The sequence below is a fragment of the Phosphitispora fastidiosa genome, assembly GCF_019008365.1.
In the GTDB taxonomy this organism is placed as follows: Bacteria; Bacillota; Thermincolia; order Thermincolales; family UBA2595; genus Phosphitispora; species Phosphitispora fastidiosa.
In genome coordinates, this window is sequence record NZ_JAHHUL010000011.1 from 57926 (window position 1) to 73684 (window position 15759).

A 15759-nucleotide genomic window follows, 5' to 3' on the forward strand; every position below is an offset into this window, starting at 1 on the left:
AGTGACGAGGTGTGATGATTTGAATAAAAGAAGTGACCGAAAAATGGTCAAGGTTAAAGGACTTCATAAGAGCTTCGGAAAACTGGAAGTTCTCAAAGGTATAGACCTATCTGTGTCTGAGGGGGAAGTAGTGGTTATTATCGGGCCCAGTGGTTCCGGGAAGAGTACGCTTCTGCGCTGTATTAATTTCCTGGAAGAAAACCAGTCGGGAGAGATATATATTGACGGCCAGTTGATTAAACACAGGGATGGCCATATAAACAAAATGCGGCAGAATGTCGGAATGGTATTTCAGCACTTTAACCTTTTCCCACACATGACTGTGTTGCAAAATGTTATTGAAGGGCCTATTCAGGTGCGGAAAATGAGCAAACAGGATGCTATCACGATGTCGGAAGAACTTCTGGATAAGGTTGGCCTGGCAGACAAGAAAAATGTATACCCAGCCATGCTGTCCGGAGGCCAAAAGCAGAGAGTTGCCATTGCCAGGGCTCTGGCAATGCAGCCAAAGGTGATGTTGTTTGATGAGCCGACTTCGGCGCTGGACCCTGAACTGGTCGGAGAAGTTCTGGCTGTTATGAAGCAACTGGCCAGGGAGGGTATGACGATGCTGGTGGTCACCCATGAAATGGGCTTTGCCCGTGAGGTGGCCGACCGGGTGATATTTATGGATGATGCCGCAATTGTGGAACAGGGAATACCTGAGGACGTTTTTGATAATCCCAGGAATGAACGTACTCAGGCGTTTTTAGGCCAGATATTATAATTGCGGATGTAGTTTTATGTGCTGGCTAATCCAGCTGCTGCTGTCCGCGGCGTTTCCCCGGAAGATTTTTCCGCGATTCCGGCCAGCTGCCCCAAAGCCCGACTCCGTTTTCGAAACCTGAGAAGAAATGCAGGGTACAGTATTCCCGGGGTTCTGTCCCTTTGAGAAAACTTGCTCTGATAGTGTCCGGGGAAAGGGGTGTCGCCAGCAGCCCTGTATCTGTACAGATGTTTGCGGTGACGATGTCGGGTGGTACACTGAATTGTTCAGGGGGGACATTTTCCAGTGCCTGTGACATGAACCTGGCCCAAATGGGACCGGCGATTTTGCCGCCTGGGATACCCACGGCTTTTTCCGGATTGTCGTAACCGATATACACACTTGCAGCCAGGTGTGGTGTGTAGCCAACAAACCAGGCATCACGGTAATTTTGGGTTGTGCCTGTTTTACCTGCAGCCGGGCGTGAGATAATTCCGGAAAGTGAAGCGGCGGTACCTCCGGGATCAAAAACCGCAGACAGCATATCAGTCACCAGATAGGCCGTGGAATCTGAAATTACCCGTTCTGTGACCGGGGCATTTTCTTCGATTACCCGGCCCTTTTTATCGGTAATTTTAAGTATGAACAGGGGTTTGCTTTTGATGCCGCCGGAGGCTAAAGTGCTATACGCGGCGGCCATTTCAAGGGGAGTTACCTCGGAAGTGCCCAATGCCAGGGACAGGTACGGCCTAAGGTCACTTTCTATACCCATTTTATGGGCATATTCGGTCATTGTGCGGGGAGTGATTTCACCGGCAAGCCTGACAGCCACAATGTTATCGGAAATTTTCAGGGCCTCTTTTAAAGTCAGCGGTCGGTTGTGATAGGGGGCTGCCCCGTAATCAGTAGGCTTATATGGTTTGCCGTTGTCCTGAGGGAACTCCACATATTCACAGGTAAGGGTGCTTCCCTGGGTATAGCCGCGGTCAATGGCTGCAGTGTATAAAAACGGTTTAAAGGCTGAACCCGGCTGCCTTTTCGCCTGGACAGCCCTGTTGAATTTTGATCGGGAAAAGTCCCGCCCGCCAACCATAGCCCTGATATGCCCGGTGCCTGGTTCAATGGCAGCAAGAGCGCCGTCCAGCTGTGCATCATTATCTTGAAGGACACTGTCAAAGGAGCTTTCAGCTGCCTTCTGCATATTCAGGTCAAGGGTTGTATAAACAGAGATGCCCTCTGCATAAAGCATGTCAGCCCCATCCTCATATTTATCTGTGAGGTATTGGATTACTTCACTGATAAAATAGGGGGCGGTTTCTGTCTCTGTCCTGCCGGATTTTAAGATAAGCTTTTCCCGGAAGGCTTCATCAGCTTGCTCGTCGGTAATAAACCCTGCAGCAGTCATGCGTTTCAGGACAGTTTTCTGCCGATCCCTGGCTTTGTCCCAGTCCTTAAAAGGGGAATAGGTATTCGGCGCCTTGGGAAGTCCGGCCAGCATAGCGCTTTCAGCGAGGTCAAGTTCTGAGGCAGGCTTATCAAAATACGTCTGGGCAGCGATTTCCACGCCGTATGCCCCATGACCAAAATAAATCTGGTTTAAGTAGAGTTCGAGAATTTCGTCTTTGGAGTATTTTCGCTCCATCTGGACAGCCAGCAGCGCTTCCCTGAATTTGCGGCCAAAGGTTTTTTCTCTGGACAGGTAGAGGTTTTTGACTGTCTGCTGGGTTATGGTACTGCCGCCCTCCACAAGTTCACCCGATCTAAGGTTACGCCAAGCCGCTCCGATGATGCGGACAGGGTCCAGGCCAAAGTGTTTATAAAAACGCGTATCTTCAACAGCTATAAAGGCATTTCGGGTCATTTGGGGGATTTTTTCCACCGGGACTTCCACCCTGTTTTCCCGGTAAAGGGTAGCAATGACCTGATTATTTACATCATAGACCTTTGAGGCTACCGGTACTTTTGGAGTGGGGAGCGTAAGCAAGCTACAGCCGCCTGTAAACGCTGCACTAAGTGTAAGAAATAATAGAGCAATTAGCGGCCAAATATTTTTTTTGCAATTCATTTCAATTTTCACCAGCCTGAAAGCAAATCTAAGTTTATTATATCAAAAACCAATGCTGCTATGTAGGTTTCGATTATACAAGACAAATTTTTAAAATATAGAATACAAACTTTCGAGAATATTTCAAAACCAGGAAGGATTTCATGAAAACGTGGCGAAAGGAATCTGCTACATGGGAAATATTTACCATTTGCAGTAGGGAGGGGTGAAAGCCTTGCTTCTGAAGAATGACATTAAACCCAAATCTGCTGGGATGAGTTCGGAAAAGCCTTCGGGAGTCCTTATCGCTGATTTCAGCGGAAAACTTAAGCTCGCGAAATGGAGATTAATGAGTGATGGCTACAGCGTTTATTATGCCAGGCAGCTGTCTGAAATAGAGAATATCTTGAGCAAAGAAGACATTCGGGTAGTTCTGGCTGGCATTTCAGGGGAAGATGACAGTACGTTTGTAGAAAATATAAAAAAAACCAGGGACGGTCTGGGAATAGTCGCCGTTCCAGTGGCTAAAGGCCTTCATATTGATAAAGCCCTTTATTCCCTGAATGTTCGCAAAGTCGCCGGGTTTCCGGTGGATTATCCCCAGCTAAGCGCGGCTGTTGCCGCAGAACTGGAGCAGGTTAACCAGTTGAACCGGCAAAAGTCGGCCCTCAGCCATATTAAAAGGGCGCTGGTATTTCCGCAGGTTAAGCCTTTGATATATCAGACCGCTTTTGATCACATAAAAACAGGAATCCTGCTTTTAGACACATCAGGTGAAATCCTTCTCGCAAACAGCTCAATATGCAGTTTGCTTAAAATTGAGGCCGGCCTGGTTATCGGAAAAAACTTTGCAGAGGTTATAGGGAAGCGGGAAGCCCCGGAACAGGAGGCGGTTTATGGCTTGATCCAGGAAATTGCTTCCGGCAGGGCGACAGTGTGTGCCGAAATCTTTAACAATACCGCTGCGGATGAACCTGTGCCTTATGAAGTGGCAGCACACCGCGTATTTAGCCCGAAAGGGGAATACATCGGGATGTGTATTTCGGCAGCAGATATCAGGGACTTCAGAAAATTGGAGAAAGCTATTGCCCGGTCTGAGCGCCTGGTTGTTGCGGGGCAGTTGGCTGCCGGGGCCGCACATGAAATAAGGAATCCACTCACTTCTGTCAGGGGATTTATTCAGCTCCTGAAAAAGGAGTTGGAGGGTACTCCCAAAGAAGAATATATAAGCATAATAATTTCGGAAATAGACAGGGTTAATACCATAATCAGCAAGCTGCTGAAATTGACGAAGCCCGCTGTTCTTAATAAAATAGAGGCCAATATCAGTAATTTGTTTTCGGACATTAGGGTGCTTATGGAGAGTGAGGCTTTTCTTAAAAACATTACTATCACAGAAAACTTCCCGGATTCCCTGCCCCCGGTTCAAATTGACTGTGAACAGATAAAGCAGGTTATTATCAATATTGTGAGGAATTCCTTTGAGGCCATGCCTGAGGGAGGAAATATTGTCATAAGGGGTACTGAGAGAGAGAAAGAAAGACAGGTCTGCCTGGAAATATCGGATACCGGAGAGGGAATGACAGAAGAAACCATTAGACAAATGTTTATGCCGTTTTTTACCACCAAGGATTCCGGTACGGGTCTGGGGCTTGCTGTTTCCCAGGCAATTGTTGAAAGCCACGGCGGAAGGCTGGAGGTTATCAGCAAACTGGGTGAAGGAACCAAAACACGCTTATATCTGCCTTGCTAAGAAGGAATAACAGAGTCAGATTATTTCCCGGCATAGGGGATTAATTTGGCTTTTTTTTCGGATTGGCGGCGGTAAAATGGGCAAAATAAAACCAGACCGGAATTACAAAAGGAGGATTGTTTATGGCTACAGCTATTATTAATGTTGGAGGGATGACCTGTAATCATTGCAAGATGGCAGTAGAAAAGGCCCTGAAAACCTTGGATGGGGTTCAGGATGCCAGTGTTGATCTGAATGCAAAAAAAGTGTCTATTGAGTATGACCCGGCTGGAGTTGATGAGGCAGGACTGAAAAAAGCCATTTCAGATGCCGGGTATGATGTTTATTAAAGCCGGGAGGGAAGGCTTTGACCCGTAAATACCGTAAGGTTTCACGATACCGTGAAATTACCGGGATTTTGGTCAGGCATGGGTTCGGATACCTGATAAAGCCGCAAAAAAGGTCACTTCCCCAGCGGGTGAGAATGGTTTTTGAAGACCTTGGGCCGACCTTTGTTAAAATGGGTCAGTTATTGAGCGCTAGGCCTGACCTGGTTCCGCGGGACTATGTTGAAGAGTTCAGCCGGCTTCAGGATAAAGTTGAAGAGGTGTCTGAACCTGAAATAAGAGCTCAATTCATCGGGGAGATGGGCAAGGCCCCTGAGGAGATATTTCTTGATTTTAATTACAGACCCCTTGCCAGCGCTTCTATCGGACAGGTCCATGAGGCCGTCCTTCCAGATGGGGCGGAGGTAGTGGTAAAGGTCCAGAGGCCTCATTTGAAACAGCTTATCGGCGGTGATATCAAAATACTTAAACGGTTTGCCGGTATCCTTCAGAAACGAACTGTTCTGGGACAGGTCTGTGACATTTATGAGATTATCGATGTCTTTGAGAGACAGATACACAAGGAACTGGATTACCTTACTGAGGCTGTTAACACTGAAGCCTTTTACAGGGAGTTCAGTGACGAGGAAAACGTAATTGTGCCCCGAATATTTTCGGACTATACCACCCGGGAGATCCTGACAATGGAATTTGTCAGGGGCATCAGGGTAGAGGAGTTCGAGGAACATAACTACAGTTACGATGAAAGCAGCCGGTATTCAGGAAACATGCTGCTCTCAATTTACCGTCCCCTGTTTGAACGAGGTATTTTTCACGGTGACCCGCATCCGGGCAATGTTTTGTTTCAGGATAATTTTCGCATTGTCCTCATTGATTTCGGGATTGTGGGAAGGTTTGACCGTTGTTACCGCAGGCTGGTTGCAGAGCTTTTGATAGCTCTGGGTGACCGGGATGTGCCGGCAGTAATGAACATTATCATGGAAACAGGGAGAACCACGAAGAGAATTCACCAGCAGCATTTTTTTGAAGATGTTTCCGAGATAGTCGAAAAGGCTAATGGGGTGACCCGCGGCGGAATAGCGCTGGGCCAGTTGATTAATGGCATGTTAGCGATTTCTATTGAGCACGGAATTAAAATGCCGGATAATCTCTTTATTTTAGGCAAGACGGTGATGATAAGTGAAGATATGGCCAGGCGAATATGTCCTGAACTGGACATAATTGAGGTAATCAGACCAATAGCTGCCGATTACTTAAAAGAAACCCTGCGTCCGGGGCTGGATAACGGGAGCGTATATAGGCAGTTATCCAATGCCGCTGAGGGGATGATGACCTTCCCGGGGGATGTCTGTAAAGCGGTTAAGAATTTTGCCAATAATGATACCCGGATAACGTTTTACCACAGGAACCTCAACTGGTTATATGATATGCTGGATATATCGTCATCCAGGATTGCCTTTGGTCTTATCCTGGCGGCTTTGATGGTCGGTTCAGCGCTGATAATGCATACCGGGAAAGGCCCGCTGCTGTGGGGATATCCTGTCCTGGGTACATTGGGCTTTGTTTTTTCAGGACTCTTGGGTATCATGGTGCTGGTATCAATGCTGAGATCAGGACGGCTGAGGTGACACGGTTCGGGATAAAAGCAAAAAATTATAATTAACACAGTTGCAGTTTTTCGCATATAAATATTATTGACAGGTACACCTGTGGATGATATAATTTTAAGAAATTTACCTTTAAAAGACTGTGAAGGGAATAGTAAGTGTATTGTTTACCCAGCAGAGAGCCGGAAATGGTGAAAACCGGCGGAAACATGCACCGAATGCCATCCTGGAGTTACCGGGCTGAACTCAAGTAAGCCTGGTCGTATCTCGGGCGTTAACGGGAACTAAGCTGGGCTGTACATAACAGCCAATTAGGGTGGTACCGCGTGAGAAAGCTCTCGTCCCTTGTGGGATGAGGGCTTATTTAATTTCACATAAGGGGGAGTTGGTTGATTTGGATCATAAGGACCGTGAAATACTGGAGATGCTTCAGAATAACAGCCGCCTGGGTTTTGAGCAGATAGCTGCCATGCTGGGGACGGATCGGCAGGATGTGGAAAATAGGATTAAAGAGCTGGAAGAAAAACGAATTATTGTCAAATACAATTCCCTGATTAACTGGGAAAAGGCGGGTGAAGACGTGGTTTCCGCTATTATTGAGGTCAAGGTCTCTCCTCAGAGGGGAGCAGGCTTTGATAAACTGGCGGAAAGGATTTACCGATTTCCAGAGGTCAAGGCGGTTTATCTGATGTCCGGGAGTTACGACTTCTCAGTATTGGTCGAAGGGACTAATATGAAGGATGTGGCCTTTTTTGTAGGAACAAAACTGGCTACCATAGACAATGTCCTCAGTACGGCAACACATTTTGTGCTGAAGAAGTTCAAGCAGGAAGGCGTAATTCTGGATGATAAAGAAGAAGACAGAAGGTTGGTGATTTCGCCATGATAAAATGGTCAGATAAACTGTCGGCAACTGTTAAGAATATTCCCCCTTCAGGGATCAGGCGCTTCTTTGACCTGGTTACTGAGACCAAAGGAGTAATTTCTCTGGGAGTGGGCGAACCAGACTTTGTTACCCCCTGGCATGTTCGAGAGGCTTGTATATATTCCCTGGAAAAGGGGTACACAATGTATACCTCCAACTGGGGAATGCTGGAACTCCGGGAGGAAATCGCGCGCAGCCTCTACAACAATTATAAAGTTAAGTATGAGCCGTCAAATGAGGTGTTGGTGACCGTTGGGGTCAGTGAGGCGATGGACCTGGCTTTAAGGTCTGTGGTTTCCTTTGGTGACGAGGTCCTGATACCCGAACCTTGTTTTGTGTCTTATGCTCCATGCACTTCATTGGCAGGAGGGGTCCCTGTTTCTATTCCGACCACAGAGGATAATGGCTTCAGAGTTACAGCGGCCCAGATTGAAGAAAAAATTACGCCAAACACCAAAGCGCTGATTCTTAGTTACCCCAATAACCCGACTGGAGCCACTATTTCCAGGGAGGAATTAATGGAAATTGCCAAAGTGGTCAAAAAACACGATCTGCTGGTTATTTCTGATGAAATCTATGATGAGCTGACATATGAAGGGACACATACCTGTTTTGCCTCACTTCCGGCAATGAAGAGCAGGACAATACTGCTTAACGGGTTTTCCAAGGCCTATGCGATGACCGGGTGGCGGTTGGGCTATGCCTGTGGTCATCCGGAAGTGATTGCCCACATGACGAAGATTCACCAGTACACCATTATGTGTGCCCCGATCATGGCCCAGATGGCAGCCCTGGAGGCCCTGCAAAACGGGACTGATGAAATGAAGAAGATGGTGGCTGAATATGACAGACGCCGCAGACTGGTTCTCAAAGGACTTGGTGAAATCGGCCTTTCATGTTTCGAACCCCGGGGTGCATTTTATGCTTTCCCATCTATCAGGAACACGGGAATGAGTTCTGAAGAATTTGCTGAAAAGCTGCTGGTGGATGGCAAGGTTGCCATTGTTCCCGGTAATGTATTCGGCGCTAATGGAGAAGGCCATATCAGGCTGTCTTATGCAGCTTCAGTCGAAAACCTTACAGAGGCTATTGAACGCATGGGCAAATTTATCAGCAAATCCGGCCTCCGGTCAGATGACATAGCAGCCAGCGGATAATTGCTTGGACAGAAATTGTTTGGAAAGAAATTGAGGCGTCTAGAAAACAGGAGCGCCCTGGGTAATTCCCGGGCTGCTCCTGTTTTTTGTTTGGCTCCACATAAACAAAATGTTAAAAATTATCAGAAAAATGTGGCCAAATAGAGAAGGAAAAAAAATTAAAATGTAGAATTCTTTATGGTTATCGATAGGATGTTGATTAGGAAAGTCTATCAGTTATTAGCCTGGAAGTATATGCACATGGTGGTGTTTTTATTGGTCTTGGGGGAGTTAGCGCTTACGATTCTGCCAATTTTGGCAGTGGTATTTCTGCTTGCTTACAAAGAATGGCCCGCCGATACGAGTGGCTTGGTAGGATGGATGTTGACTGTAGCGGTGGCCATTAGTTTTTTTCAAACCTCGTTTTCAGTGGCGGTTAAATCCAGTCTGGCCGGTATCGTGGCTTCGTTTCCCGTATCCCTGATGGTGGCGGCTTCAATATTACAAATTAATTATATGGAAAGCTCCGGAGCCCTTAAACGGATAGTGATTTTCATTAAGACTATTGCTAACAGTGACCGGGCTGTCCAGGTAATGATAATAAACATCGGGTTCGGGACACTGCTGGCATCAGTTGGGGCGACACCTGTCTCCATACTGCCTCCCATAATGATAGCTCTCGGGTATTCAACGTTTGTTGCTGTAGCTTTGCCGGCAATTGGTTATGATGCCCTGTGTACATATGCGCTTTTGGGGGCGCCCCTGGTAATATTTGCAGATATGACCGGCATCGGGCTGGCCGAGGCTGGAGTTATTTTTGCCAGGTTCCTGCCCGTGATATCAACTCTGATTGGCTTTGCGATGCTTTGGATTATCGGTGGATTTAAACTGGTGCGCCAGGGATTTGTTCCAACACTGATATCAGGTATTGTTATAGGGTTAACTGCAGTGGTTGTTAACAAGCTGGGAGGAACTGTCCTGACCGGTGTCTTTGCCGGAATGGCCACGATCCTGGTAATGCTGGCTTATCTTAAGGTATTGGGCAAACCGGTGATTGACAAAAGTGTCCTGAGTCAAGAGGAACTGGAGTATGCCGGTCAGTATTCACTCCTAAAGGCGTTGTCACCATGGATAATCCTTATTATAGCCAGTCTGGCTGTGAATTTTTATAAACCGGTTTTTAATTACCTCTTCACTGAACACCCGGGCGTTGTTACCATCATTCCCGGAAGTCCCACCAAATTACGTTTTTTCTGGAATGCCTACTGGTGGATTTTTGTGAGCACGGTGCTGTCTTTTCCTATCTTGCGTCCTTCAAGGCAGCAGGTGACCGCTTCTGTGAGAAAATGGCTCAAAAGAGCGCCAAGGCCTACTTTTTCAGCAGCTATTTTCTTCGCCATAGCCTATGTTTTGAATTATTCGGGTTTTGTTGAGGCCGGTGGCGGACAGTGGCGGCTTCCAGATCCCGGAAATAATATGATCTCAATACTGGCAAATACAACCGCTGGAGTTTTTGGGAGCCTTTATCCGCTTACAGCTGCGTTTCTCGGTTTGTTTGGAGGGTTTGTCAGCGGTAGTGAATCATCCACAATAGCCATGTTTGCCAAATATAATAAGATAACCTCAGGTATTATTGGGGCCAATGCGCTGGTGGTAATTGCAGGAACGGCTATCGGGGGAGGGCTGGCCAGTGTAATTTCACCGGCAAAGCTTCAAAATGCGGCAGCGACTATTGATGCCTTTGGGATAGAGGCAAAGGTAATCAGGACAACATTCGGAATTTCTATCTTCATCACATCTGTGGCGGCAGTGATGACATTCATCTGGGCCTGATGATTAGGTTTTTTGATGTCGTGCAATGTTTTTATGTTTTTGGTGATTTAAGTTTTTGGTGTTTTTGCTGTTTAGGAAGGATAGGGAGATGATAGAGAATGATTTGGGAACCTCATTATGAATGCATGGTCAGGGAGGATTTGCAGGCGATTCAGCTTGACCGTATTCAGACAGTGGTAAACTCTGTTTATGAAAAGGTGCCTTATTACAAAAAGACTTTTGACGAACATGGCATCAGACCCCAGGATATTACCAAACTGGAAGATGTCCCAAGGCTGCCCTTTACCGGCAAAGAGGCGTTAATAGACAGCTACCCCTTCGGGCTTTTTGCAGTCCCCATGAAACAGGTGGTTCGCCTTCATGCTTCATCTGGGACCACCGGAAAGCAAAAGGTCATTGGATATACAAAAAGGGACATCCGCACCTGGTCAACCCTGATTGCCCGAATTGTCAGTATGGCAGGGGTTACTGATGAAGATGTTGTTCAGATATGCTTTGGGTATGGGTTATTCACCGGAGGTTTTGGACTGCATTATGGTATTGAAAAAGTAGGGGCGACTATCATACCTGCCTCTACAGGAAATACCGAACGACAGATTGCCATGATGCAGGACTTTGGGACAACGGCATTGGTTGCGACTCCCTCTTATGCACTTTATATGGCGGAGGTCTTCGAAGAGATGGGTATTGACCCTTCCCGGCTTAATGTTAGGGTTGGCTTGTTTGGCGGCGAACCGTGCACAGAAAACATGAAAAAGGAAATTGAGCAGCGCTGGCAGATGAGGGCTACTGACAATTACGGCCTCAGTGAGGTAGGCGGCCCGGGAGTGGCCGGTGAGTGTGAGTGTGGTGAAGGGATGATGCATATCAATGAGGACCACTTCTATCCCGAAATTATTAACCCAGAGACAGGTGAATCCCTGGGATATGGAGAGGTGGGGGAACTGGTTCTTACTGCCCTGACCAAGGAAGCCTTTCCGATTATCCGTTACCGCACCCGGGACCTGACGATGCTTGTTGACGAACCCTGCAAGTGTGGGCGCACTACGGTCAGAATGAAGAAGGTTACTCAGCGGGCGGATGACATGCTGATAATCAGGGGCGTAAATGTTTATCCGGCACAGATTGAGGGAGTTATCATGGAAACAGATGGGATAGGACCTCATTACCAACTGGTGGTCACCAAGAAGGGATACCTGGATGACCTGGAAGTACAGGTAGAACTATCGGGAGACAAGTTCTCCGGGAAGTTCAGGGAGCTTGAGGATCTGGAAAAGAAACTCCGGGGCAGGCTGCAAAAAGCCCTTTCTATAGGCGCCAGGGTTAAACTGCTGGAACCCAAGTCCCTTGAGCGGACTATGGGCAAAGCTAAAAGAATAGTGGACCTGCGTCCAAAGGATTAATGGAGTAAGGTAAAACCGTAAATTGTAGGATGATTCTAAAAAACCTGGAATTACGGATTAAATATAACGGAGGTAGAATGATGAAGGAACTTCTGACAGGAAATGAGGCGATTGCCAGGGGGGCCTACGAATTCGGAGTCAGGGTGGCGGCAGCATATCCCGGGACTCCCAGTACTGAGATACTGGAGAATTTGGTCAATTACCCGGGGGTTTATGCCCAGTGGTCCCCGAATGAGAAAGTAGCCCTTGAGGTTGGAGCGGGCGCTGCTATCAGCGGAGCCCGTACCCTGGTGACCATGAAGCATGTAGGAGTAAATGTGGCTGCAGACCCGCTGTTTACCCTGGCCTACACAGGTGTAAATGCCGGCCTTGTGCTGGTGAGCGCTGATGATCCGGGGATGCACAGTTCGCAGAATGAACAGGATAACAGGAACTATGCGAAATTTGCCAAGATTCCGGTCCTGGAGCCCAGCAACAGTCAGGAAGCGAAGGAAATGGTGGGGCTCGGACTGGAAATGAGCGAACAGTTTGACACCCCGGTTATGCTCAGGACCACTACCAGGGTTAATCATTCCCAGAGCTTTGTGGATATTGGTGAGCGCATTGATGACACAGTCAAACCATATGTTAAAAACTCGCGGAAGTATGTAATGGTTCCCGCTCATGCCAGAGGCCGCCACGTCGTTGTTGAAGAGAGACGGGGCAAACTGGCGGAGTATGCGGAAAGCTGTCCGGCCAATCGGATAGAATGGGCAGACCGTAAAATGGGGATCATTGCCAGTGGTATCATATATGAATATGTTAAAGAAGTGCTGCCGGAAGCATCTGTCCTGAAGCTGGGGATGACCTTCCCGCTGCCGGAAAAGCTTATCAGGGAATTCGCGGCACAGGTTGAGGAACTGTATATAATTGAAGAACTTGAGCCATTCCTGGAAGATCAGGTGCGCCTGATGGGTATTGAGGTGACCGGTAAACAGCTATTCCCCAGGATAGGTGAGGTTTCTCAGAGAATAATTGCCGAAAAGCTTCTTGCGGTTACCGCCCACAAGGAGTTGGTCAATGAGTCGATTTTGGCACTCGGTGTAGCCGAGGAAAAAGATGTTCAGATACCTGTCCGGCCCCCGGTAATGTGCCCGGGCTGCCCGCACAGGGGGGTTTTTTATACTATCAGCCAGTTGAAAATGACTGTTGCCGGAGACATCGGATGTTACACCCTTGGTTCCCTGCCGCCTCTTGAGGCCATGGATACGTGTATCTGTATGGGGGCCAGTGTGGGTACTGCTCTGGGTATGGAAAAGGCGCACCCCGAAATGCACGGGAAGGTGGTAGCCGTTATCGGTGATTCTACTTTTCTGCATTCCGGAGTCACAGGTTTGCTCGATGTTGCTTATAACAGGGGGGCAACCACCACTCTGATCCTGGATAACAGTACCACTGCCATGACAGGACATCAGGACCATGCAGCAACGGGCAGGACCCTGAGCAAAGAGATAACAAACCAGGTTGATCTGGTAGGTCTGGTGAAGGCCCTTGGAATTAAAAGGGTTCAGGTAGTTGATGCCTTTGACCTGAAGAACCTGAAGAGTATATTAAGTGAAGAGGCGGCAGCCGATGAGCCCTCTGTAATCATAGTGAAGCGGCCCTGTGCACTGCTTATCAAGGAGAGGACTGTACCATATGTCATTGATGAAAACTGCATTAATTGTAAAAAGTGCATGAAGTTGGGGTGCCCGGCTCTCAGCGCCCAGGGGGATGCTGTTGTAGTAAATACAGCCCTGTGTACCGGGTGCGGATTGTGCGCACAGCTCTGCCCGTCAGGAGCTTTGAAGAAAGAGGGTGCAGGCAATGAGTAACGGTAAAGTAACCAACATCCTTATTGTAGGGGTAGGGGGACAGGGTACTATCCTGGCCAGCCGGATATTATCTTATCTGGCCCTGGAGGACGGACATGATGTCAAGGTTTCTGAGATTCACGGCATGGCCCAGCGCGGCGGCAGTGTGGTTACCCAGGTAAGAATGGGTGAAAAGGTGTATTCACCTTTGATATCGGAAGGTCAGGCTGATATAATTCTGGCCTTTGAAAGGCTGGAAGCCCTTCGCTGGGTACACTACTTGAAGAAAGACGGCACAATCATTATTAATGATCAGGCTATAGACCCTGTGCCTGTTATTATGGGAGTTCAGGAGTATCCTGCCGGTATTATTGACCGGATAAAGAGCAAGGTGCCTGATACTATTGCAGTTAATGCGCATCAGATTGCTGAGGAATGTGGTAATGCCAAGGCATCTAATGTTGTTTTGATGGGGGTGCTGGCCCGGAAAATGGGATTTGACAAAGAGAAGTGCATCCGGGCGCTGGAGGCCAAGGTTCCGGCCAAGTTCCTGGAGCTCAATAAGAATGCCTTTGAAAAAGGCTGGAGTGTGCAGGTATGATGTAATTATTCTTATGATAGTGGTAGAGGTGTTCCTCCGGCGGGCTACATCTCAACCGGTTACCCAAACCCGCTAAAGCGGCTTTGGACCGGTTGACGACAGACTCCGCCTTCCGGAACACCCCTACCACTATCTCCGCTAATTACATCATAGACCTGCACATGGCGTTTTGGAGACTCGTTCTTCCGGAACATATCTGCCCCTTCATATGCCTATTGTAAAAAAAGGTCACTATATATGTATCGGTTAACGACAGACACCGCCTTGCGGAACACATCTACCCCTACCCCTATATTTAATAATCACTTTCTACGCTAAAACCGCCGGTGCGGTTTTGTTTTTGGCTCCCGTCATTACATGGGGCCTTCCTTTGATTTAGAGGTAAAACAGGAAGTGGTAGATATGTTCCGGAAGGATGAGACTGACGTCAGCCGGCCCACGACCCGCGAAGCGGGAGTGGCTAGCCGGCTGAGTTGTAGCCATCCGGAGGAATCTATCTATCACTTCCTTGCTTTGTGGCTAAAAGAAAAAGGCCCCATTTAATTATGGGGCCTAAAATGTTAAACCAACTTACCTTATCTTAATCGGAGTCGTTTTGCCTGACAGGTTTGAGGCTGTTAGCCAGAACAGCAGCCAGAACGAGAGCATCAATGAGAGTCCCTGGCTGCCCGCCGGGGTCATCAGAGCAGAACCAAAAACCCCACTGGTGAAGCGCTGAATTCCAAACCATACCAGAATAGTCAGAACAGTTCCAAAAGCAACCATCATCAAACCAAAGGGGCGCTCCCCTCTGAGCCATTTGGCAGGTATATAGCCATAGTAATTGAAAAACGCAATCAGGGTGACAGCCCAGATTACAAAATCGAAGGTCAGCCCTGGTAGAGTGAGGTTGAGACGCCTAAAAACGGTTTCGATGACAAAGGCAATTACCAGGCTCATTAAAAGAGCGGATATTTTTTCATCTCTCATATGACTTGCCGGTATAATGGGTCTTGATTCATGCCGGCCAACACCCAGGCGGCTGAGCAGGGTAATGTACCAGAGACCGCCTGCATTAAGCCCTATGGAAAGGTAGCCGAATGCCGAGCCCAGGATAAGGTCTGTGCTTGAAAACTGGGCGGTCATGCGTACAAAGGCCAGGTTTGTCAGCACAGACAGCACCAGAGCTATGCCAAGGCCCATCAGGCGTTGCCGTACCAAGGTCATATTTCCCGGGAACCCAAGATACAAACCAATCCAGATAAACCACATCAGCGCTGCCAGGGCAAACGTTATCCCCATGACCCTATGTCCGGAATAATCTCCGGGTCTGGCCCAGATGCGCATGTTTTCCTGCTGGGCCACGGAATCCTTAACAATATTAAGTTCGGGTATGATACCCATAGACCACTTGGTGTGGTCTATACCGTCACTGTCCTTGAATGTTTCGATGACCTGGACATTTCCAGGGCCAATTGAAGTGTCAAGGTAATACAAACCTGCCAGGTTTGCGGCTGCCAGTATCAGTGAGACCAGAATGGCGGTGGCTGTGTTTAGGATACGATTATTCATAGC

General features: G+C 47.9%; 12 protein-coding genes and 1 other annotated feature. Of the genes, 10 read left to right on the forward strand and 2 right to left on the reverse strand.

The features are described from left to right. Positions 1 to 43: 43 nt before the first annotated feature. Positions 44 to 766: an amino acid ABC transporter ATP-binding protein gene (locus Ga0451573_RS11095; RefSeq protein WP_231684255.1), complete on the forward strand. Its 723-nt coding sequence runs from the start codon at positions 44 to 46 to the stop codon at positions 764 to 766. Positions 767 to 791: 25 nt separating this feature from the next. Here Ga0451573_RS11095 and Ga0451573_RS11100 read toward each other — a convergent pair whose 3' ends face one another. Beyond that, positions 792 to 2729, reverse strand: coding sequence for a penicillin-binding protein 1A (locus Ga0451573_RS11100; protein WP_231684188.1), 1938 nt, complete (start codon positions 2727 to 2729; stop codon positions 792 to 794). A 295-nt stretch (positions 2730 to 3024) separates the two neighbouring features. Here Ga0451573_RS11100 and Ga0451573_RS11105 point away from each other — a divergent pair, with 295 nt between their 5' ends. The 9 genes from Ga0451573_RS11105 (at position 3025) to Ga0451573_RS11145 (ending at position 14205) form a co-directional block, all read left to right on the forward strand. Next, a complete protein-coding gene (locus Ga0451573_RS11105) occupies positions 3025 to 4542 on the forward strand; it encodes a two-component system sensor histidine kinase NtrB (protein WP_231684190.1) in 1518 nt (505 codons plus the stop codon). Positions 4543 to 4664: 122 nt separating this feature from the next. Beyond that, complete coding sequence (locus tag Ga0451573_RS11110; RefSeq protein ID WP_231684192.1) at positions 4665 to 4871, forward strand: heavy-metal-associated domain-containing protein; 207 nt, start codon at positions 4665 to 4667, stop codon at positions 4869 to 4871. Between the two features lie 17 nt (positions 4872 to 4888). Next, positions 4889 to 6496 carry an ABC1 kinase family protein gene (locus Ga0451573_RS11115; protein WP_231684198.1) on the forward strand — a complete coding sequence of 536 codons (1608 nt, stop codon included), beginning with the start codon at positions 4889 to 4891 and terminating at the stop codon, positions 6494 to 6496. Between the two features lie 112 nt (positions 6497 to 6608). Continuing rightward, positions 6609 to 6824, forward strand: a binding site (T-box leader). A 3-nt stretch (positions 6825 to 6827) separates the two neighbouring features. After that, positions 6828 to 7361, forward strand: a complete 534-nt coding sequence (locus tag Ga0451573_RS11120; protein WP_231684199.1) for an Lrp/AsnC family transcriptional regulator — start codon at positions 6828 to 6830, stop codon at positions 7359 to 7361. Beyond that, positions 7358 to 8557 (forward strand): aminotransferase class I/II-fold pyridoxal phosphate-dependent enzyme, encoded by a 1200-nt coding sequence (locus Ga0451573_RS11125; RefSeq protein WP_231684200.1) that lies wholly within the window; start codon positions 7358 to 7360, stop codon positions 8555 to 8557. The genes Ga0451573_RS11120 and Ga0451573_RS11125 overlap by 4 nt, the downstream gene beginning before the upstream one ends. 240 nt (positions 8558 to 8797) lie before the next feature. Then, positions 8798 to 10369: an L-lactate permease gene (locus tag Ga0451573_RS11130; RefSeq protein ID WP_231684256.1), complete on the forward strand. Its 1572-nt coding sequence runs from the start codon at positions 8798 to 8800 to the stop codon at positions 10367 to 10369. 98 nt (positions 10370 to 10467) lie between these two features. Further along, complete coding sequence (locus Ga0451573_RS11135; protein ID WP_231684201.1) at positions 10468 to 11772, forward strand: phenylacetate--CoA ligase family protein; 1305 nt, start codon at positions 10468 to 10470, stop codon at positions 11770 to 11772. Positions 11773 to 11852: 80 nt separating this feature from the next. Further along, positions 11853 to 13625 carry an indolepyruvate ferredoxin oxidoreductase subunit alpha gene (iorA, locus tag Ga0451573_RS11140; RefSeq protein WP_231684257.1) on the forward strand — a complete coding sequence of 591 codons (1773 nt, stop codon included), beginning with the start codon at positions 11853 to 11855 and terminating at the stop codon, positions 13623 to 13625. Beyond that, the gene (locus Ga0451573_RS11145; protein ID WP_231684202.1) at positions 13618 to 14205 is read left to right on the forward strand and encodes an indolepyruvate oxidoreductase subunit beta; all 588 of its coding nucleotides are present in this window, start codon (positions 13618 to 13620) and stop codon (positions 14203 to 14205) included. Before iorA ends, Ga0451573_RS11145 begins: the two co-directional genes overlap by 8 nt. A gap of 570 nt (positions 14206 to 14775) precedes the next feature. Here the strand turns inward: Ga0451573_RS11145 and Ga0451573_RS11150 are convergent. Further along, complete coding sequence (locus Ga0451573_RS11150; RefSeq protein ID WP_231684203.1) at positions 14776 to 15756, reverse strand: hypothetical protein; 981 nt, start codon at positions 15754 to 15756, stop codon at positions 14776 to 14778. Between the last annotated feature and the right edge of the window lie 3 nt (positions 15757 to 15759).